The sequence below is a fragment of the Streptomyces gottesmaniae genome, from assembly GCF_031845845.1.
In the GTDB taxonomy this organism is placed as follows: Bacteria; Actinomycetota; Actinomycetes; order Streptomycetales; family Streptomycetaceae; genus Streptomyces; species Streptomyces akebiae.
Window position 1 is genome coordinate 279363 of record NZ_JAVRFJ010000005.1, and the last position, 19707, is coordinate 299069.

Annotated in this window: 16 protein-coding genes and 2 rRNA genes; 5 read left to right on the top strand and 13 right to left on the bottom strand. The window is 72.2% G+C overall.

The annotated features are described in order from the left end of the window. Positions 1-444: 444 nt before the first annotated feature. The 3 genes from RM704_RS08685 to RM704_RS08695 all read left to right on the top strand — a co-directional run bounded on the left by RM704_RS08685 (position 445) and on the right by RM704_RS08695 (position 5504). A complete protein-coding gene (locus RM704_RS08685) occupies positions 445-2247 on the top strand; it encodes a glycoside hydrolase family 15 protein (RefSeq protein WP_033528898.1) in 1803 nt (600 codons plus the stop codon). Positions 2248-2450: 203 nt separating this feature from the next. Further along, positions 2451-3833: an FAD-binding oxidoreductase gene (locus RM704_RS08690; RefSeq protein ID WP_033528899.1), complete on the top strand. Its 1383-nt coding sequence runs from the start codon at positions 2451-2453 to the stop codon at positions 3831-3833. A 21-nt stretch (positions 3834-3854) separates the two neighbouring features. After that, positions 3855-5504, top strand: a complete 1650-nt coding sequence (locus tag RM704_RS08695; protein ID WP_033528900.1) for a PucR family transcriptional regulator — start codon at positions 3855-3857, stop codon at positions 5502-5504. 22 nt (positions 5505-5526) lie between these two features. Here RM704_RS08695 and RM704_RS08700 read toward each other — a convergent pair whose 3' ends face one another. From RM704_RS08700 to RM704_RS08720, 5 genes are all read right to left on the bottom strand, one after another. Then, positions 5527-6663 carry a glycosyltransferase family 4 protein gene (locus tag RM704_RS08700; RefSeq protein WP_033528901.1) on the bottom strand — a complete coding sequence of 379 codons (1137 nt, stop codon included), beginning with the start codon at positions 6661-6663 and terminating at the stop codon, positions 5527-5529. 290 nt (positions 6664-6953) lie between these two features. Next, on the bottom strand, positions 6954-8678 hold the full coding sequence (recN, locus tag RM704_RS08705; RefSeq protein WP_033528912.1) for a DNA repair protein RecN: 1725 nt from the start codon (positions 8676-8678) through the stop codon (positions 6954-6956). Between the two features lie 198 nt (positions 8679-8876). Further along, complete coding sequence (locus tag RM704_RS08710; protein WP_033528902.1) at positions 8877-9782, bottom strand: NAD kinase; 906 nt, start codon at positions 9780-9782, stop codon at positions 8877-8879. Further along, positions 9779-10594 (bottom strand): TlyA family RNA methyltransferase, encoded by an 816-nt coding sequence (locus RM704_RS08715; RefSeq protein ID WP_033528903.1) that lies wholly within the window; start codon positions 10592-10594, stop codon positions 9779-9781. The genes RM704_RS08710 and RM704_RS08715 overlap by 4 nt, the downstream gene beginning before the upstream one ends. Before the next feature lie 55 nt (positions 10595-10649). Continuing rightward, positions 10650-10955 carry a hypothetical protein gene (locus tag RM704_RS08720; RefSeq protein ID WP_033528904.1) on the bottom strand — a complete coding sequence of 102 codons (306 nt, stop codon included), beginning with the start codon at positions 10953-10955 and terminating at the stop codon, positions 10650-10652. 42 nt (positions 10956-10997) lie between these two features. Here RM704_RS08720 and RM704_RS08725 point away from each other — a divergent pair, with 42 nt between their 5' ends. After that, complete coding sequence (locus tag RM704_RS08725) at positions 10998-11345, top strand: SCP2 sterol-binding domain-containing protein (protein WP_033528905.1); 348 nt, start codon at positions 10998-11000, stop codon at positions 11343-11345. A gap of 10 nt (positions 11346-11355) precedes the next feature. Here the strand turns inward: RM704_RS08725 and RM704_RS08730 are convergent, their stop codons facing one another. The 4 genes from RM704_RS08730 to RM704_RS08745 form a co-directional block, all read right to left on the bottom strand. Further along, positions 11356-12300, bottom strand: a complete 945-nt coding sequence (locus RM704_RS08730; protein WP_311590413.1) for an ABC transporter ATP-binding protein — start codon at positions 12298-12300, stop codon at positions 11356-11358. Beyond that, positions 12297-13346 carry a FecCD family ABC transporter permease gene (locus RM704_RS08735; RefSeq protein WP_033528914.1) on the bottom strand — a complete coding sequence of 350 codons (1050 nt, stop codon included), beginning with the start codon at positions 13344-13346 and terminating at the stop codon, positions 12297-12299. The genes RM704_RS08730 and RM704_RS08735 overlap by 4 nt, the downstream gene beginning before the upstream one ends. A 29-nt stretch (positions 13347-13375) precedes the next feature. Further along, complete coding sequence (locus RM704_RS08740; protein ID WP_033528906.1) at positions 13376-14419, bottom strand: FecCD family ABC transporter permease; 1044 nt, start codon at positions 14417-14419, stop codon at positions 13376-13378. 93 nt (positions 14420-14512) lie between these two features. Further along, positions 14513-15541, bottom strand: a complete 1029-nt coding sequence (locus RM704_RS08745; protein WP_033528907.1) for an HAD hydrolase-like protein — start codon at positions 15539-15541, stop codon at positions 14513-14515. 127 nt (positions 15542-15668) lie between these two features. Between RM704_RS08745 and RM704_RS08750 the strand changes: the two genes are divergently transcribed. Continuing rightward, the gene (locus RM704_RS08750) at positions 15669-16961 is read left to right on the top strand and encodes a DUF1015 family protein (RefSeq protein WP_033528908.1); all 1293 of its coding nucleotides are present in this window, start codon (positions 15669-15671) and stop codon (positions 16959-16961) included. Between the two features lie 82 nt (positions 16962-17043). On the opposite strand, the gene RM704_RS08755 is transcribed toward RM704_RS08750, so the two are convergent. The 4 genes from RM704_RS08755 to RM704_RS45530 form a co-directional block, all read right to left on the bottom strand. Continuing rightward, positions 17044-17961 carry a tetratricopeptide repeat protein gene (locus RM704_RS08755; RefSeq protein WP_311590426.1) on the bottom strand — a complete coding sequence of 306 codons (918 nt, stop codon included), beginning with the start codon at positions 17959-17961 and terminating at the stop codon, positions 17044-17046. Then, positions 17853-19313: a hypothetical protein gene (locus RM704_RS08760; RefSeq protein WP_311590428.1), complete on the bottom strand. Its 1461-nt coding sequence runs from the start codon at positions 19311-19313 to the stop codon at positions 17853-17855. Before RM704_RS08760 ends, RM704_RS08755 begins: the two co-directional genes overlap by 109 nt. Positions 19314-19381: 68 nt before the next feature. Then, positions 19382-19498, bottom strand: a 5S ribosomal RNA gene (gene rrf, locus RM704_RS08765). Positions 19499-19602: 104 nt separating this feature from the next. Continuing rightward, positions 19603-19707, bottom strand: a 23S ribosomal RNA gene (locus RM704_RS45530); the annotation flags it as partial.

The following is a 19707-nucleotide window of genomic DNA, read 5'->3' on the forward strand; positions in this document are numbered from 1 at the left end:
CCACGGGCTACCAGGGTATCAGCGACAGGACACGATCGCTTCCGGCCACGCTCCGCGCACGGGCCGACACGGAGCTCGTACGACCATCGGCGAATCCCGGTCGGCCTTCACCGTTAGCTCACCCGTTCGGCTCACTCGTGTTGCCTCGAGCGGCACGCGGAGCCCTCCGGTGCGTCGTATCCTCTTCGGACACTCGCTGCCGAGCGCGGCCGCCGCGACGGCAACACCCCCGCCCGTCTCCGGTAATCATGAGAGCTCGTCAGTCCGTTGAGCAACGATCGCCTCATATGCGTTGAGGATCGTTGAGCGACATCGCATGACACCGTCCCTTGGATCACTCTGGAAGCATGGTTCCTTTGCCGATCCCTTGGGTCCCTTGACCGCACACCGCACAGCGACCGCCCCTCGGGGGGCGACGACGTGGCCGTTCGACTGGAGTTGCACGTGGCCGGGCGCATCGAAGACTACGCACTCATCGGAGACATGCAGACCGCCGCGCTGGTCTGCCGGGACGGCACGGTCGATTGGCTGTGCCTGCCCCGCTTCGACTCCCACGCCGTCTTCGCGGGACTGCTCGGCACCGAGGAACACGGGTTCTGGAGACTGGGTCCCGCGCACGCGGCCGACGCCGAGCCGCCCACGGCCTCCCGCCGCAGGTACCGCGGCGACTCGCTGATCCTGGAATCCGAGTGGGACACCCCGCGCGGCACGGTCCGTGTGACGGATTTCATGCCGCCGCGTGACGGCGCCCCCCAGCTGATCCGGATCGTGGAGGGCGTCAGCGGCCGGGTGCCGATGCGCTCGGCGCTGCGGATGCGCTTCTCGTACGGCCGGGTGGTGCCCTGGGTGCACAAGCACGAGGGGCGCACGGTGGCCGTCGCCGGGCCGGACTCCGTGTGGTTCGACACGGAGTGCGAGACCTACGGCAAGGCGCTGACCACCTACGCCGACTTCACCGTGACACCGGGGGACCGGATCGCGTTCACGATCTCCTGGGAGCCCTCGCACAAGCAGCCCCCGCCGCTGCCGGAGCCCGAGCCGTCGCTCCAGGCCACGGAGGAGTTCTGGCGTGACTGGGTGGAGCAGTGCACGTACCACGGCCCGTACCGCGAGGCCGTGATCCGCTCCCTGATCACGCTGAAGGCCCTGACGTACGCCCCGACCGGCGGCATCGTCGCCGCTCCGACGACGTCCCTCCCGGAGCACATCGGCGGCGTCCGCAACTGGGACTACCGCTACACCTGGCTGCGCGACGCGGCCATCACCCTCTCCTCGCTGCTGCGCACCGGCTACCGCGACGAGGCCCGCGCCTGGCGTGAGTGGCTGCTCCGCGCCGTCGCCGGCGACCCGGAGAACCTGCAGATCATGTACGGGATCGCCGGTGAGCGGGAGCTGGGCGAGGCCGAGCTGGAGTGGCTGCCCGGATACGAGGAATCCGCACCGGTCCGGGTCGGCAACGGCGCCGCGCACCAGCTCCAGCTGGACGTGTACGGCGAGGTCACCGAGGCCCTGCACCTGGCCCACATGACGGGCCTGGCCCGCAACGACTACGCCTCGCTCCTCCAGCTGAAGCTGATCCGCTACCTGGAGGACCACTGGGACGAGCCGGACGAGGGCATCTGGGAGGTGCGCGGGCCGCGCCGCCACTTCGTGCACTCCAAGGTCATGGCGTGGGTCGCGGTGGACCGCACGATCAAGCTCATCGAGTCCGGTGACGCGGACGGCCCGCTGGAGAAGTGGCGCGAGCTGCGCGACGACATCCACCGGGACGTGTGCGAGAAGGGCTACGACAAGGAGCGCAACACCTTCACACAGTCGTACGGCTCCAAGGAGCTGGACGCCTCGCTGCTGCTGATCCCGCAGATGGGCTTCCTTCCGCCGGACGACAAGCGGGTGATCGGCACCATCGAGGCGATCCAGCGGGAGCTGTCGACCCCGGACGGCTTCATCCTGCGCTACCCGACCTCCGGCGAGGACGAGGGCGTGGACGGGCTGCCGGGCGACGAGGGCGCGTTCCTCGCCTGCTCGTTCTGGATGGCCGACGACCTGGCGATGATCGGTCGCGTGGATGAGGCCCGCAAGCTCTTCGAGAAGCTGCTCGCCCTCCGCAACGACCTGGGCCTCCTCGCCGAGGAGTGGGACCCGGTGCTCAAGCGCCAGGTCGGCAACTTCCCGCAGGCGTTCAGCCACGTCCCCCTCATCGACACGGCCCTGCGGCTGACCGCCTCGGGGGCGTACGGAGGCTGAGCGCGCGCCCTCCGGTCCGGCGCGCACGGCGGCGGACCGGGGCGCGCGCAGGCGCGCACGGCAAGCGCTTGCGCCCCTGGTACGGGTGCTTGCGCCGCCCCGGTCGCCACCGTTGCCGGGCGACCGACCGAACAGGCCCGATCCGTCTGCCCCACCTAGCCTGGAAGGAGCCCTGTCCCCTGACCGAAAGGGGGCGGCTCACCATGGCTCCCCTCTCGAAGGCGCGGGCGGCCCTCGCCGCACTGCGCGAGGATCTGGCCGGCGAGGTGTTCGCGCCGGGCGACCCGGGGTACGACGACGCCCGCACGGTGTTCAACGCCATGATCGACCGGCGTCCGGCCGTGGTCGCTCAGTGCACCGACGAGACCGATGTCGTCCGTTCGGTGTGCTTCGCCCGCGACCTCGACCTGCCGATCGCGGTGCGCGGCGGCGGCCACAGCGTGGCCGGAATGGCACTGAACGACAACGGACTCGTCATCGACCTCCGCCGGATGCACGGGGTCACGGTCGACCCCGCCTCCAGGACCGCCCGGGTCGGGGGCGGCGCCACCATGAGCCACCTCGACCGCGCCACCGAGCCCCACCGCCTGGCGACCACCGGCGGCCGGGCGTCGACCACGGGTGTGGGCGGCTTCGTGCTCGGCGGCGGCAGCGGCTGGCTGGACCGCACCTTCGGGCTCGCCGTCGACAACCTGCTCGGCGTCGCAATGGTGACCGCCGACGGACACACCGTCCGCGCGAGCGCCGAGGAGAACCCGGACCTGTTCTGGGCGCTGCACGGCGGCGGCGGGAACTTCGGGGTGGCCACCGCGCTCACCCTCCGGCTGCACGAGTTGCCCGCCTTCTCCGTCGCCCTGCTGTTCTACCCCCCGGAACACGGCCCCGAGGTGATCCGCGTGTACCGCGACGTCATCGAGACCGGCCCGCGGGAGGCGAGCGGCGGTGTCCTCTATCTCACCGCCCCGCCCGAGGAGTTCGTCCCCGGGCATCTGGTGGGCGGGCTCACCTGCGCCGTGCTCCTGACGTACGCGGGCACCGAGGACGACATGCGCAAGGTCGCCCAGCCGCTCCTGGCGATGCCGCACGAGGCCGAGATGGTCGGCGCGATGCCGTACGCGGACGTGCAGTGCATGATCGACGATCCGCCGGGGATGCGGAACTACTGGTCGGCGGAGTACCTGACCGGTCTGCCGGACGAGTTGGTGGACGTCCTCGCCACCCGCGCCTGGTCGATGCCCGTGCCGACCGGCACCCAGCACGTGCTCTTCCCGCTCGGCGGCGCGATACCGGAGGGCCCCGCCCACTACCCCGTGCCCTACCGGGACTCCCCCTGGGTCGTCCACCCCTTCGGCGTCTGGGAGAGCCCCGAGGACGACGACCGGTGCGTCCGGTGGGTACGGGACGTGCGCGCCGACGTACGCCCGTGGAGCACCGGCGACGTCTATCTCAACTTCGTCGGCGACGAGGGCGCCGACCGGGTCGTCGCCGGTCTCGGCGTCGACAACTACCGGCGGCTGACGGCGGTGAAGAGCGCGTACGACCCCGACAACGTCTTCCGCTTCAACCACAACATCCCACCGGCCTGACGACCGGGTACCGTCCGCTCCATGGACACCCGTGGAGGCCGCGAACCAGGTGACGGACGCGAGGCGCAGGGCGGCATCACCGTGCGGCGGGCGCTGGAGCTGCCCGGACTGCGCGGCGGGCTGCCGGAGGTCCTGGCGGGCGGCGACCGGCTGCACCGCACCGTGCGCTGGGTGCACGCGGGCGAGGTCCCGAACATCGCCTCGCTCCTCAAGGGCGGCGAGCTGCTGCTGACCACCGGCTACGGGCTCGGCACCCGCCCCGCCGACCAGCGGGCGTTCGTCCGGACCCTCGCCGAGCGCGGGATCTCGGCCCTGGTCGTCGAACTGGGCCCGCGCTTCGCCCGCCTCCCGGCGGCCCTCGTCGAGACGGCGCGCTCGGCCGGGCTCCCGCTCGTCCAACTGCACCGCGAGGTGGCCTTCGTGACAGTCACCGAGGAGATCCACACCGAGATCGTCAACGGCCACTACGCGCTCCTCCAGCAGGCCGAGGAGGTCCACCGCCGCTGCACCGAGGCCCTGCTCGGGGGCGGCGGAGTCCCGCAGGTGCTCGGCATCCTGGCCGACTTCAGCGGCAACCCGGTCTTCCTGGAGACCCCCGACGGACAGCTCCTGTACGCCGCCGGGACCGGTCCGGCCGACACCGATCCGCTCCAGGTGTGGGAGGGGCTGCGTGACCGGCACCAGGACGAGCCGCCCGCCGGGTCGACCCTCGTCGACGTACCGGGTGGCGGCCCCGGCACCGGCTCGGTACGGGCCCGTCTGGTCCTCCTGCCCGTCGTGGCCCCGCCGGCGCCCGTCCACCGGATGGCGGCCGAACGCGCGGCCGGCATCCTCGCCGTCGTCCTGATGCAGGCCCGGCAGGAGGAGGAACTGGCGGCGCGCGGACGCGGCGACTTCCTCACCGACCTCGCCGAGGGCCGGGTCCGGGCCGAGGACGCGCCCGCACAGGCCCGCGTCCTCGGCTTCAAGCCGGGCGCCGGCCCCCTGCTGCCCGTCGTGATGCGGCTCGCCGACGGCCTCTCCCCCGGTGGGGGCTGGGCCGTCCTGGCCCGCGCGGTGGCCGAGGAGCTGGCCTCCGTGGGCGTACCCGTCCTGCTCGGCGTACGCCCCGTCGAGGGCCGCGTACCGCTGCTGCTGGGCCTGCGCGCGGAGTCGGAGCGCCAGCCGGTGGCCGACAAGGTCGCGTCGGCGCTCCGGGCCGGCGTGGAGCGGGCCGGGATGCAGAGGCCGGGCGGACGGCCGCCCGTGGTGGTCGTCGGGGCGCCCGGCGGCTGGGCGGCCGCCTCGGCGGGCCTCCGGCACGCGGCGGAGACGGCGACGGCCGCGCAGGGCCTCGCCGACCGCCTCTGGTACGACGCCCGGCGCCTCGACATCGACCTGCTGCTGTGGCGGCTGCGCGACCATCCCGACCTGGCCGCCTTCGTGGACCGCGCGATCGGCCCCCTGCGCGACCACGACGACCGGGCCAGGCCCCCGCTGCTGCCGACGCTGGAGGCCTATCTCGCGCACGCCGGCCGCAAGGCGGAGACCGCCCGCGAGCTGCATCTCAACCGCCAGACCCTCTACAACCGCCTCGCCCGCATCGGCGAACTGCTCGGCACCGACCTGGACGACCCGCAGGCGGTGCTGGCCCTGAGCCTGGCCCTGCGGGCACGCAGACACGTCGGCTGAGGCCGGGCCCTTCGCTTGCGGGTCAGGTCAGGGGCCTGAGCTGCGTCAACTCGTCGTAGACACTGAGCACCTGGGCCACCGTCTCGTCCTCGGTCGGCCAGGTGGCCGCCTGCCTGGTGCCCCGCTCCCGCAACGTCTCGCAGCGGGCGGGGTCCCCGAGGAGGCGTGCGACCGCGCCGGCGAGCGCCCCGGCGTCGCCGTACGGGACGAGTTCGGCGCCGTCGCCGACCAGGTCGGGCAGCGATCCGACAGCGGCGGCGACGAGCGGCACGCGCGCGTGGAGCGCCTGCTGCGCGAGGACCGAGCGGGCCTCGGGTCCGCCGGGCAGCAGCGCGAGGTCGGCGGCCGCGACCAGCTCGGAGACGTCGTCGCGCCGCCCGACGAGCCGTACGGGCAGTTCCTCGTCCTCGATGCGCCGCTGCAGCGTCCCCCGCAACGGTCCCTCGCCCGCGACCACGAGCAGCGGGGCCGGGTCGAGACCGCGCCACTCCCGGGCGGCGTCGAGGAGGGTGTCGTACCCCCGCCGGCGGTCGAGTGTGCCGACGGTCATGAGCAACGGGCGTTCCGTGGCGCCCAGTTCGGCCCTGACCTTGGACGCGGGCCGGTCCGGGTCCTCACCGGCCACGACCCGGCGCGGCACGGGCAGCGCGACGGCGGCGAGCCGGGCGTCGCGCGCGCCGCGGCTGCGGGCCTGGTCGACCAGGTCGGAGGAGGTGCCGAGGACCACGGCGGCGGCCTTGGCGACCCGCCGCTCCAGCAGCCGCAGCAGATGCGCCCGCGCCCCCTCGGCGTACGACCGCGTGTGCAGGGTGACGACGAGCGGGGTGGTGCGCCGGCCGAGCGCGAGAGTGGCGCGGAAGCCGGCGTGCAGTCCGTGCGCGTGCACCAGGTCGGCGTCCGCGAAGGCGCTGCGCAGGCCGGCCACCGAGGCCGGGTCGCTGCTGCGGGGCACATGGACGTGGTGCGCGCCGACTCCGGTGAAGTCGTACAGGCCGTCCGCCTCGCTGGGGGCGCAGACGGTGACCCGAACGCCCCTGGCGACCAGCCCCGAGGTCAGCGATCGCACATGCGTGCTACTCACTGCGCTGCCGCCGCCGAGCACTTGCACGGTCCGCAGCGGCGCCTGGCCGTGCGGTGAGTGGCTGCTCACGTGACTCACGTGGCCGGGGCTCCTGGTTCGGGGTCGGACGGTCACGAAGGAACGCACAGAGGGATTCCGCCGCGGGGTGGACCCTACGAGGTGCTTCCGCACGGTCCACGCGGCACGTCCCGCTACGTCGTTCCCGTCCAAGGATGCCAGGCCGCAAGGGTGTTCCGGGACAGCCGGACGGGGGGCGAGCCGGAGGTCCGGGCAACCCCGGACTCAGGGTCACCCACACGAGTGAACTCCCGCACGAGGTTGCCCCACCACACCACTTGCGTCCCACCCCCGCGTCGGCACATCCCGCCCTAGGCGTCCGCGCGAGCCGCCGCCAGCAGTTCCTCCGCGTGAGCCCGGGCCGTCTCCGAGTCCTCCTGACCGGCGAGCATGCGCGACAGCTCGCGCACCCGGTCCTCTCCCTCCAGGACCTTCACACCCGACCGGGTCACGGAACCGTCGTTGGTCTTCTCCACCAGCAACTGCCGGTCGGCGAACGCGGCCACCTGAGGCAGATGCGTGACCACCACGACCTGCGCCGATCTGGCGAGACGAGCGAGCCGCCTGCCGATCTCGACCGCCGCCTTGCCGCCGACACCGGCGTCGACCTCGTCGAAGAGGTACGTCGGCACGGGGTCCGTCCCCGCGAAGACCACCTCGACGGCGAGCATCACCCGCGACAGCTCACCGCCGGACGCGCCCTTGGCGATGGGCCTCGGCGGCGCCCCCGGGTGCGGCGCGAGCAACAGCTCGACCTCGTCCGCGCCGAAGGGCCCGTACGCGACCGTGCGCCCGCCCACCTCGACGCCCTCCGGGTCGTCGGTCTGGCGGATCTCGAACGACACGCGCGCGTGCGGCATGGCCAGGGAGGCCAGCTCGGCGGTGACGGCGGCGGCGAACCGCTCGGCGGCCTCGGCGCGGGCGTCCGTCAGGGCCTGGGCCAGGCCGCCCAACTCGACCCGCAGCGCGTCCCGCTCGGCGGTCAGCTCGCCGATGCGCTCGTCGTCGCCGTCAAGCTCGGTGAGCCGCTGGGCGCCCTCCTCGGCCCACGACAGCACCGAGGCCACGTCACGGCCGTGGCCGTACTTCCGCGTCAGCCCGGTCAGCGCCGCCCGCCGCTCCTCGACGGCCGCGAGCCGCAGCGGGTCCGCGTCCAGGTCGTCGGCGTATCCCGCCAGCTCCCCGGCCACATCGCCCAGCAGGATCCCGACCTCCCCGATCCGCTCGGCGAGCACGGCCAGCGCCGGGTCGTGCGACCGCACGGCCTCCAGCGCGCGGTGGGCGCCCGCGACGAGGGTGACGGCGTCCACGCCCTCCGGGTCCTCGGGATTGCCCGCGAGAGCGGCGTGCGCGGCCGTCGCCGCCGAGGCCAGCGCCTCCGCGTGCCCGAGCCGCTCGGCCTCCTCGGCCAGCTCCACGTCCTCACCGGCCCGGGGCTCGACGCCGGCGATCTCGTCCAGGCCGTACCGCAGCATGTCGGCTTCCTGGGCCCGCTCCCGCGCCCGGGTGACGATCTCGTCGAGTTCACCGGCCACGGCCCGCAGCCGCCGGTAGGCCTCGCCGTACTTGGTGAGCGGTACGGCCACCGCGTCGCCCGCGTACCGGTCGAGCGCCGCCCGCTGCCGGGACAGCTTCAGCAGCCCCTGCTGGTCGGTCTGCCCGTGCACGGCGACGAGTTCGTCGGCCAGCTCGGCGAGCACGCCCACGGGGACGGAACGCCCGCCCAGATGTGCCCGGGACCGTCCCTCGGCGGAAACGGTACGGCTGATCAACAGCGCCCCGTCGTCGAGTTCGGCCCCGGCCTCCTCGGCCCGGACCGCCGCCGCCGCGCCCTCGGGCACGGTGATCCGGCCCTCCACGACGGCGTTCTTCGCACCGATCCGCACGAGCGCCGCATCCGCCCGCCCGCCGAGCAGCAGGCCGAGGCTGGTGACCACCATGGTCTTGCCCGCACCCGTCTCACCCGTCACGGCGGTGAAGCCGGGCGACAACTCGACGACAGCGTCGTCGATGACTCCGAGCGACCGTATCCGCATCTCCTCCAACACGGACACGACCTTACGAGGTCGGGGAGGCGAACCGCGACGCCCCCCGGTACCTATGTCACTCCGGCGAGCGACAACGCGCCTCAGCGGGGGCGCGGGGCCGTGTCGATGTGCGGCTCCGCCGCGGGGGCGCGACAAGCCACGACGAACCCGCGGCCGCCGACGATCCCCGCCGTCCCCCGCCTCGCGCTAGTGCCGCGCCCCCCGCCATCCGGAGACCGGCAGCGCGAACTTGGCCACCAGCCGATCCGTGAACGACGCGTGATGCAGCCGGGCCAGCCGCACCGGCACAGCCCCACGCCGCACCTCGACCCGCGCCCCCGGCGGCAGCTCGACGGTCCGCCGCCCGTCGCACCACAGCACCCCCGGCGGGATGTGCGGCAGAACCTCCACCGCCAGCACAGAGTTCGGCGACGTCACCAACGGCTTGGCGAACAGCGCGTGCGCGGAGATCGGCACCATCAGCAGCGCCTCGACCTCGGGCCACACCACGGGCCCGCCGGCCGAGAACGCGTACGCCGTCGACCCGGTCGGAGTCGACAGCACGATCCCGTCGCACCCGAACCCGGTCACCGGCCGCCCGTCGATCTCCAGGACGACTTCGAGCAGCTTCTCGGCGCCCGCCTTCTGCACGGCCGCCTCGTTCAGCGCCCAGTCCGTGTGGACGATGTCCCCGTTCTGATGAACGACGACATCGACGGTCATCCGCTCCTCGACCTCGTAGGACTTGGTCACCACCCGGTCGACGACCTTGTCGAGGTCGTCCCGCTCGGCCTCCGCGAGGAAGCCGACGCTGCCGAGGTTGACGCCGAGCATCGGCACCCCGGACGCGCGGGCGAACTCGGCGCCGCGCAGCAGCGTGCCGTCACCGCCGAGGACGATGAGCAACTCGCACCCGTCGAGGCACTGCGGGGTGGCCTCCTTGACGAGTTCCACCTCCTCCGGCAGCGGGATGTCCTCGGCCTCGTACTCCAGGACACGCACGACGATGCCGTGGTGCAGCAGCCCCTTGACCACGAGTTCGGCGCTGCGGATCGCCGCAGGCCGCCCGGTGTGGGTGAGGAGGAAGACAGTTCGAGATCGGTCCTGAGTCACCGCGGCCCCTCCGCCACTGCTCGGTCGACGTCGGCCGGGTCCAGCGCGGGTGCCCCGGCACGCAGCCACAGAAAGTACTCGACATTGCCCGAGGGTCCGGGCAGCGGACTGGCCGTCACACCCTGCACCCCGAGCCCCAGCTCCCCCGCCCGCCGGGCCACCCCGCGCACCGCCTCGGCGCGCAGCTCCGGACTCCGTACGACTCCCCCACTGCCCAGCCGCTCCTTACCCACCTCGAACTGCGGCTTGACCATCATCACCAGATCGGCGTCCGGCTTCACGCACCGCACCAGGGCGGGCAGTACCAGGCCGAGCGGGATGAAGGACAGATCCCCCACGACAAGATCCACAGGCTCCCCATCGATCGCTTCGAGCGTCAACTCGCGTACGTTCGTACGGTCCTTGACGGTGACGCGTTCATCACTGCGCAGAGTCCAGGCGAGTTGTCCGTATCCGACGTCCACGGCGACGACGTGCGCGGCGCCGGCCCGCAGCAGTACGTCGGTGAAGCCGCCGGTGGAGGCTCCCGCGTCCAGCGCCCGGCGCCCCTCGACGGCCAGCCCCCGCGGGACGAAGACCTCCAGGGCTCCGGCGAGCTTGTGACCGCCTCTGGACACGTACTCGGGGTCGCTGTCGTCGCTCACGACCACGATGGCGGCCGCGGTCTCCACCTGTGTGGCGGACTTGGTCGCGACGGTCTTGCCGACGGTGACCCGGCCGGCGGCGATCAGCTGGCTCGCGTGCTCACGCGACCGCGCGAGCTTCCGCCGGACCAGTTCGGCGTCCAGACGGCGGCGTGCGACTCCTGCCACGGTGGGTTCAGCTCCTGCTCTCGTACGGCGATCGATGGGTACGACCCACAGGGTCTCACCCAGGGGTGCTGGTCGGGTGACGGGTGGGAGCCGGAGGTCCCGGGCGGGCGTCGAGCGCGGTGAGCGCGTCACGCAGCCCCCGGTGCACATCCTCGTACACCTCCACGTGCCCGTCGGTGGCGAGGTGGTCGGTGTCGGCCAGCCGGTCGAGGGCGGCGTCGACCTCGGGGTGGCCGGTGGCGGTGCGGGGCACGTCCAGCGGAGCCGGGGCTGCGGGGTCGTACTCGGGTCCGGCCTCGGCCGGCACCTCCACCACCGCCGCGTCCACCTCCGCCACGACCTCGGGCAAAGAGTCGCTCATGCCCAGACGCTACCGCGAAGCTCTGGGGTACCGTCGATCGCGATGGCAACGACTGAGGAGTGCCGCGCCGCGCTCGAAAAGCTCTCGGACACCATGGCAGGCGCCGACGGACACGTGCACGAGGCGACAGCCCTCGACCGTTCGGTGAGCTGCCACATCAGGGATCTCGACATCACCTTCGTGGGCCGGATGCGGGACGGCCGCATCGAGGTGCACGACACCCTCGCGGGACCGCCCGCCGAGAAGGCGCAGATCCGGCTCGCGATGACGGGCGACGACCTGGTGGCCCTGGTCGACGGCGAACTGAACTTCGCCAAGGCCTGGGGGTCGGGCCGGGTGAAGCTGGAGGCGGGCTTCCGGGACCTGCTCCAGCTCAGGAAGCTCCTGTAGCCCCGACAGCTCAGGAAGCTTCTGTAGCCCCCACTTTCTCGGGCCTCGCCATCCCGGTGCGCGCCCTGCGCGCCGCCGGGACCACCAGGGGCGTACCCGTCTCCGGATCGTCGATGACCTGGCAGCGCAGCCCGAACACCTCCTCGACCAGATCGGCCGTCACGATCTCGGAGGGGGCGCCCTCGGCGATCACCGAGCCGCCGCGCAGGGCGATGAGGTGGGTGGCGTAGCGGGCGGCGTGGTTGAGGTCGTGCAGCACGGCGACCAGTGTGCGGCCCTGTTGCTCATGGAGTTCGGCGCACAGGTCGAGCACGTCGATCTGGTGCTGGATGTCGAGGAAGGTGGTCGGCTCGTCGAGCAGCAGCAGCGGGGTCTGCTGGGCGAGCGCCATGGCGATCCAGACCCGCTGGCGCTGACCGCCCGACAGCTCGTCGACGTAACGGTCGGCCAGCTCGGCGACCCCGGTCGACTCCATCGACTCCCGGACGATCCGCTCGTCCTCGGTCGACCACTGCCGCAGCAGCCCCTGGTGCGGGTACCGGCCGCGGCCCACGAGATCGCCGACGGTGATCCCGTCGGGCGCGATCGACGACTGCGGCAGCAGTCCGAGCGTCCGGGCGACCTTCTTCGCGGGCATCGACTGGATGACCTGCCCGTCGAGCAGCACCCGCCCCTGGGACGGCTTCAGCATCCGCGAAAGGGCACGCAACAGCGTGGACTTGCCGCAGGCGTTGGGACCGACGATCACGGTGAACGAGTTGTCGGGTATCTCCACCGACAGCTGCTCGGCGATGACTCGCTGGTCATAGGCGAGGGTGACGTTCTCGGCGGACAGGCGGTTCACAGTGCTCCCTTGGTCTTTCGCGTGCGCCGACGCGTCGTCCTTCGCCCGCGCCGACGCGTAGTCGTTCTCGTGCGCCGACACGTAGTCGTTCTCGTGCGCCGACGCCCTCATATCCGCCCGGCCTTCCGCTCGGTGACCAGCAGCCACAGCAGATAGACGCCACCGAGCACTCCGGTGACCACGCCGACCGGCAGCTGGTCGGCCCCGAAGGCCCGCTGCGAGGCCCAGTCGGCGACGATCAGCAGGGTCGCGCCCATGCACATGGCGGGCACCAGGTTCGGGCCCGGGGAGCGGGTCAGCCGCTTGGCGAGCTGGGGCGCGGTGAGGGCGACGAAACCGACCGGCCCGGCGGCGGCCGTGGCTCCGGCGGTGAGCAGCACGGCCGACACCATCAGCAGCAGCCGTACACGCTCGACGCTCACCCCGAGGGCGTACGACACGTCGTCGCCCATCTCCATCATCCGCAGCCCGCGTGCGTTGCCGAGCACCAGCGGCACGAGGAGTGCGCACATGATCAGCAGCGGCCAGACCTGGGCCCAGTCGCGGCCGTTGAGGGAGCCGGTCATCCACACGACCGCACGGGCCGCGTCGACGAGGTCCGCCTTGGTGATCAGATAGCCGTTGACCGCCGTGACGATCGCGGAGACACCGATGCCGACCAACACGAGCCGATAGCCGTGCACGCCCCGCTTCCACGCCAGCGCGTAGATCGCGAAGCCGGTCACCAGACCGCCGACGAGCGCGCCGAGGGCCACCTGGTTCGCGCTGCCGGAGAACAGCACGATGACGACCAGCGCGCCGGCGGTGGCGCCCTGGGACAGGCCGAGCACGTCCGGACTGCCCAGTGGATTGCGGGAGATGGACTGGAACAGCGCCCCACCGAGCCCGAGCGAGGCCCCGACGAGGAGGCCGACCAGAACCCTGGGCAGCCGCAACTCGTTGACGATGAACTCCTGGCCCGCGTCGCCGTTGCCCAGCAGCGTCTTCAGCACGTCGCCGGCCGGGATCGGGAAGTCGCCGGTGCCGATCAGCACCACGCTCGCGGTCAGCGCCGCCACCAGCAGCAGGACGACGACGGTGAACGCCCGCACGTCCAGCCGGACGGACAGGCCGCCTGGCGAGCGCAGCGCGCGGTCGCGCCCGGCGGGCTTGCTCATGGTGGGTGTCTCCCTCGTGGCCTGCGTCTTCACAGCTGGGCCGTCCTCCGCCGTCGTACGAGAAAGATGAAGACCGGACCGCCCAGGATCGCGGTGACGATGCCGACCTGAAGCTCCGCGGGCCGCGCCACCATGCGACCGAGCACGTCGGCGCCGAGCAGCAGCACGGGCGACAGGACGGTCGCGTACGGCAGGATCCAGCGCAGGTCGGGCCCGGTGAAGGACCGCACCACGTGCGGGACCATCAGCCCGACGAAGACGATCGGCCCGCAGGCGGCGGTCGCGGCGCCGCACAGCACGGTGGCGGCGGCCATGGAGAGCGCACGGGTGCGGTTGAGGTTGGCGCCGATCGCGCGAGCGGTGTCGTCGCCCATGGCCATCGCGTTCAGCGGTCGGGCGAGCAGCAGCGCGACGACCGTACCGACGGCCAGGAACGGCAGCACCTGGGTGATGGTCTCGTCGTTCGCCGAGGCCAGCGAACCGACCGTCCAGAAGCGCATCTTGGAGAGCGCCGCGTCGTCCATGATCATCACGGCCTGGAGATAGCCGTAGAGCGCGGCACTGATCGCCGTGCCCGCGAGCGCCAGCCGCACCGGCGTCGCACCCCGGCTGCCGCCGAGGAACCAGACCAGCGCCCCGACCATGGCCGCGCCGGCGAACGCGAACCACACGTAGCCGCTCAGCGAGGTGACGCCGAAGTAGGTGATGGCGGTGACCACGGCCGCGGACGCGCCCGCGTTGATGCCGAGCAGACCCGGGTCGGCCAGCGGGTTCCGGGTGAGCGCCTGGAGGACGGCACCGGCGAGCCCCAGCGCGGCCCCCGCGAGCAGTCCGAGGAGTGTGCGCGAGATCCGCTCCCCGACGACGGCGTCACCGTACGTCCCCGTGTCCTCGAACAAGCCGTGCCAGACCTGCCCCGGAGAGAGTTCTTTCGCACCGATCGCGATACTCGCCAGGGCGACCAGGACGAGGAGGACGAGGGCCACGAGGAGGCCGACGGCTCGTACCGCACGGCGGTTCGGGGGCGCGGGAGCGGTCTCCGCGCTCGGTTCAGGAGGACTGTCGACCAACACTCGGTTAGGTTAGCCTATCCTCTGCTTTTGGCTCGAACGCGCCCACGACGACCGCACGGAGCGGTACGGACGGCGGACGAGAGCCCCCGTCCCTCAGAGCTCCAGCCGGGCCAGCGCCTTCCCCCCGTCCAGCGCGCACGAGCCCTCACCGGCCGCCGTCCAGGCCGCCGCGCACAGCGCCCGCAGCCCGTCCAGGGCCTCGCCCTCGCCGTCGAGTTCGAGCCGATCCGCCCCCGCCGTGGCCGTCCAGCCGCCGCACCGGAAACCCTCGCCCGCCTCCACGACCTCCGGCTGCCCGGTGAGCATGCCCCGCAGATCGGCGTCGACGTACGTGGGCCGGTGCCGCGGGGGCGCGGCCAGCAACTGCGCGCCGTCGGTCACACCGGTCAGCACCAGCAGCGAGTCGACCTCGCCGTTGAACGCCCCCTCGATGTCCGTGTCCAGCCGGTCCCCGACCACCAACGGCCGCTCGGCGCCGGTCCGCAGGATCGTCTCGCGGTGCATCGGCGGCAGGGGCTTGCCCGCCACCTGCGGCTCGGCGCCGGTCGCGATCCGGACGACCTGCACCGCCGCCCCGTTGCCCGGCGCGATCCCGCGCGCGCTCGGGATCGTCAGGTCGGTGTTCGACGCGAACCACGGCACCCCGCGCGCGATGGCGTAGCAGGCCTCCGCGAACCGCCCCCAGGGCAGCTCGGGACCGCCGTACCCCTGCACCACCGCCGCCGGATCGTCGTCCGCCGACTCGACCGGTTCGAGGCCCCGCTCCCGCAGCGCCACCCGCAGCCCCTCACCACCGATGACCAGCACCCGCGCCCCGGAGGGCAACTGCTCGCTGATCAGCCGGGACACGGCCTGTGCCGAGGTGATGACGTCACCGGCCTCGGTCGGTATGCCGAGGGCCGTCAGATGCGCGGCCACCGTGTCCGGCGTCCGCAGCGCGTTGTTGGTGACGTACGCGAGGTGCATACCACCGGCGCGCGCCGTGCTCAGCGACTCCACGGCGTAGGCGATCGCGCTCCCTCCCGCGTACACCACCCCGTCCAGATCGAGCAGAGCCGTGTCGTACGCCTCGCTCAGGGCCTGCCCACTGCCGTCGGGCCGCGTCCTGACTGCCTGGCTCATCGTGCTCCGCTCCTCGCTCGTCCGACGGTCGCCCGACCGGGCCGGACCGGACTCCGGTCCGTCAACAATCGGTCAGGTCGCTTTCCCCGATCATCCCTCACGGCACCGACACCCATACGATGCATCAATGAACTACGCAGGTCCCGCGGAGGAGATCCCGGCGCGCAGCGGCCTCGAACTGACCCCGTTCCGGGGGCTTCGCTACGACCCCGACCGGGTCGGCAGTCTGGCCGCCGTGACATCACCGCCGTACGACGTCGTCGTACGGCCGGACGGGCTGCTTCATCTCGAATCCGCCGATCCGTACAACATCGTCCGCCTGATACTCCCCCAGGCCGGCAGCCCCGCCGCCCGGAACGAACAGGCGGCCGACACGCTGCGCCGCTGGCTCGCCGACGGCGTCCTCGCCGCCGACGCCGAGCCCGGTCTCTACGTCTACGAGCAGGCGGACGGCAGCATCCTCCAGCGCGGTCTCATAGGCGCCCTGCGCCTCTCCGAGCCCTCCGCCGGCGTGGTCCTCCCCCACGAGGACGTCATCCCGCACGTCATCACGGACCGCGCGGCCCTGCTGCGCGCCACCGCCACCAACATGGAGCCCCTGCTCCTCACCTACCGGGGCGACGGCGCCACGGCCGGGGCGACAGCCGTGGTCGAGCGCACCACTGAGCGTGCCCCACTCCTCGCCACGACGACGGAGGACGGCTTCAGCCATCGCCTCTGGGCCGTCACCGACCCCGCCGACCTCGCCGAGATCCAGTCGGACCTGGCCCGCCACCAGGCACTGATAGCCGACGGCCATCACCGCTGGGCGACCTACCTCCGGCTCCGCACGGAGCATCCGTCCCCCAGCCCCTGGGACTACGGCCTGGTCCTGCTGGTGGACACCGCCCGTTACCCCCTGCGCGTGCGCGCGATCCACCGTCTCCTCCATCAACTTCCCCTCCCCGACGCCCTCACCGCCCTGCACGGCCTGTTCCGCGTGCGCCGTCTGGACGTCCCCCTTTCCGAGGCCCTTGAGGCCCTGGCGGACGCGTCCCTCACCGGCAACGCCTTCGTCCTCGCCGGTGACGGCGCCTTCCACCTCGTCGACCGCCCGGACCCGGACCTCCTCGCCCGTACGATCCCCGCCGACCGCCCGCCGGCCTGGCGCACCCTCGATGCGACAGTCCTGCACGCCACGCTCCTGGACCATGTCTGGCACATCCCCGAGGACTCCCCGGCGCATGTCGCCTACATCCACGACACGGCCGCCACCGTCGAGAAGGCCGAACGCGACGGCGGCACGGCCGTCCTCATGCACCCGGTCCGCGAGGAGGTCGTACGCGACCTGGCCCGCCAGGGCGTCACCATGCCCCGCAAGTCCACGTCGTTCGGCCCCAAGCCGGCGTCAGGGCTGGTACTGCGCGCGCTGGAGTTCTGAGCCGGCGCCTTCCCCGGAGGCCGGACATACGAAAGGGCGGGATCCCCGTAGGGATCCCGCCCTTCACCACTTCTTCCGGACGTCAGTCCTTGTCGTCCACGACGGCATCCGTCTCGTCCACGACGTCGTCGTCATCGCCGTCGCTGTCATCGCCGTCGTCGTCACCGTCGTCATCGAGGTCGAGGTCGACGTGGTGGTCCTCGTCGACGTCGATGCTCTTGTCGACCTCGACCTGCGTGATCTGCGCATCCAGCGGCGCCTCGGCACCCCCGGATCCGCTCTCGTCGTCTTCGTCCTCGTCTTCGTCTTGGCCCTCGTCCTCGACGAGGACGTCCATGAACTCGACACCGTCCATCTCGGCCAGCCGGTCCGACGCGTCCGTGCTGCCGTCCTTGTCGGCTTCCACGGCCTTGGCGAACCACTCCCGCGCCTCGTCCTCACGCCCGGCCGCGAGCAGCGCGTCGGCGTAGGCGTACCGCAGGCGCGCGGTCCACGGCTGCACGGAGTTGGAGGCCAGCTCGGGGCTCTGCAGGGTCACGATGGCCGCGTCCAGCTGGTCCATGTCGCGCCGAGCACCGGCCGCGACGAGCCGCATCTCGACCTGACCGGCCTTGTCCAGCTTGTGCACCTCGGGAGCCCCGGCCATGTCGAGCGCCTTCTCGGGCCGCCCGAGTCCACGCTCGCAGTCCGCCATGACGGGCCACAGATCGACGTTGCCGGTCATCCGCCGGGCCGCACGGAACTCCGCGAGCGCCTCGCTGTACTTCTGGTTCGCGTACGCGGCGAAGCCGGCCGCTTCCCGCACGGCCGCGACCCGTGACGCCAGCCGCAGAGCGACCCTGGAGTAGCCGTACGCCCCCTCGGGGTCCTCGTCGATGAGCCGCGCGACCATCACCAGGTTCTTGGCGACGTCCTCCGCGAGCGTCTTCGGCAGGCTCTGCAGTTCCTGCCGTACGTCCTTGTCGATCTCATCGCCGGTGACGTCCTCCGGGATCGGCAGCCGCTTGATCGGCTCACGCTCCCGGTCCCGCTCGTCGCGGAAACGCCCACCGCCACGCCTGTCGTCGCCGCCGCGCCGGTCGTCCCGGCCACGGAAGCCACCGGGCCGCCCGCCACGGTCGTCCCGACGAGGGCCACGGCCCCGGTCGTCCCGGCCCCGGTCGTCCCTGCCGCGGTCGTCTCGCCCACGGAACCCGCCGGGCCGCTCACCGCCGCGGCTGTCGTCGCGCCGGAACCCGCCGCCGCGCTGCTCGCCACGGTTGTCGTCACGACGGAAGCCACCGCGGTCGTCGTCGCGACGGTACGCGGGACGGTCACCCTCACGACGCTCGGGACGAGCGGGACGGTCGTCACGTCGGTCATCGCGACGGAACGGGGGGCGGTCGTCCCGCCGGTCGTCACGACGGAAGGCCGGCCGCTCACCTTCCCGGCGATCGTCACGACGGAAGTCGTCCCGCCGGTCATCACGTCGGTCGTCCCGCCGGTCATCACGTCGGTCGTCACGACGGAAGGGGGGACGTCCACCGCGGTCGTCTCCGCGACGCTCGTCGCGGCCGCGGTCGTCGCGCCGGAACCCGCCGCCGCGCTGCTCACCACGGTTGTCGTCACGACGGAAGCCACCGCGGTCGTCGTCACGGCGGTACGCGGGACGGTCACCCTCACGACGCTCGGGACGAGCGGGACGGTCGTCACGACGGAACCCACGGTCCCGGTCGTCCCGACGGAATCCGCCACGATCGCCACGGTCCCCGCTGTCGCGCCGCTCGTCCCTGCGGTCGTCGCGTCGGTCGTCCCGGGGGAACGCGGGGCGGTCGTCACGTCGGTCATCGCGACGGAACGGGGGACGGTCGTCCCGCCGTTCGTCGCGGCGGTCATCACGACGGAAGGCCGGCCGATCACCTTCCCGACGGAAGCCACGGTCGCGATCCCGATCGTCACGACGAGGGGCCCCCGGGCGGTCGTCCCGGCGGAACGCGGGACGAGGCCCACGGTCGCCTTCACGGTGGTCGTCCCGGCGGTCGTCGCGGCCGCGGAATCCGCCACCACCACGGTTGTCGTCACGACGGAACCCACCACGGTCATCGCGACGGAACCCACCACGGTCATCGCGGCGGTCATCGCGACGGAAACCACCACGGTCATCACCCCGACGGTCATCGCTACGCCGGTCATCACCACGGCGCTCGTCACGCCGGCCGTTGCCACCGCGGTCGTTGTCACGCCGTTCGTTGTCGCGGCGCGGTCCACCGCGATAGCCGCCACGGTCACCACTGTCCCGTCGCCGCTGGTCGCGCTCCGGTCGATCGTCGGGAGAGTTGGTGGACATGGTGACTCCTGTCTTCGGTACTGCAAGCATTCTAGAAACAAAAGGACCCCTGGTCCCAGCTGAACGCTGGGACCAGGGGTCCTTTCCAAAGATTGTTCGGCGGCGTCCTACTCTCCCACAGGGTCCCCCCTGCAGTACCATCGGCGCTGTAAGGCTTAGCTTCCGGGTTCGAAATGTAACCGGGCGTTTCCCTCACGCTATGACCACCGAAACCCTAATGGTTTCGAGCGAACAAGCACACTCTTTTGTTATGCGTTCTGCTCAAAGCCGACAACGGTCGTTGTCTCAGAACTAACACAGTGGACGCGAGCAACTGAGGACAAGCCCTCGGCCTATTAGTACCAGTCAACTCCACCCGTTACCAGGCTTCCATATCTGGCCTATCAACCCAGTCGTCTACTGGGAGCCTTACCCCATCAA

Bases quoted from the DNA above. Each gene is read 5' to 3' on its own strand.
- RM704_RS08690 (WP_033528899.1), top strand. From the start codon at position 2,451: ATGGCTCCCCTCTCGAAGGCGCGGGCGGCCCTCGCCGCACTGCGCGAG.
- RM704_RS08695 (WP_033528900.1), top strand. From the start codon at position 3,855: ATGGACACCCGTGGAGGCCGCGAACCAGGTGACGGACGCGAGGCGCAG.
- recN (WP_033528912.1), bottom strand. From the start codon at position 8,678: ATGCGGATACGGTCGCTCGGAGTCATCGACGACGCTGTCGTCGAGTTG.
- RM704_RS08720 (WP_033528904.1), bottom strand. From the start codon at position 10,955: ATGAGCGACTCTTTGCCCGAGGTCGTGGCGGAGGTGGACGCGGCGGTG.
- RM704_RS08725 (WP_033528905.1), top strand. From the start codon at position 10,998: ATGGCAACGACTGAGGAGTGCCGCGCCGCGCTCGAAAAGCTCTCGGAC.
- RM704_RS08730 (WP_311590413.1), bottom strand. From the start codon at position 12,300: ATGAGGGCGTCGGCGCACGAGAACGACTACGTGTCGGCGCACGAGAAC.
- RM704_RS08735 (WP_033528914.1), bottom strand. From the start codon at position 13,346: ATGAGCAAGCCCGCCGGGCGCGACCGCGCGCTGCGCTCGCCAGGCGGC.
- RM704_RS08745 (WP_033528907.1), bottom strand. From the start codon at position 15,541: ATGAGCCAGGCAGTCAGGACGCGGCCCGACGGCAGTGGGCAGGCCCTG.
- RM704_RS08750 (WP_033528908.1), top strand. From the start codon at position 15,669: ATGAACTACGCAGGTCCCGCGGAGGAGATCCCGGCGCGCAGCGGCCTC.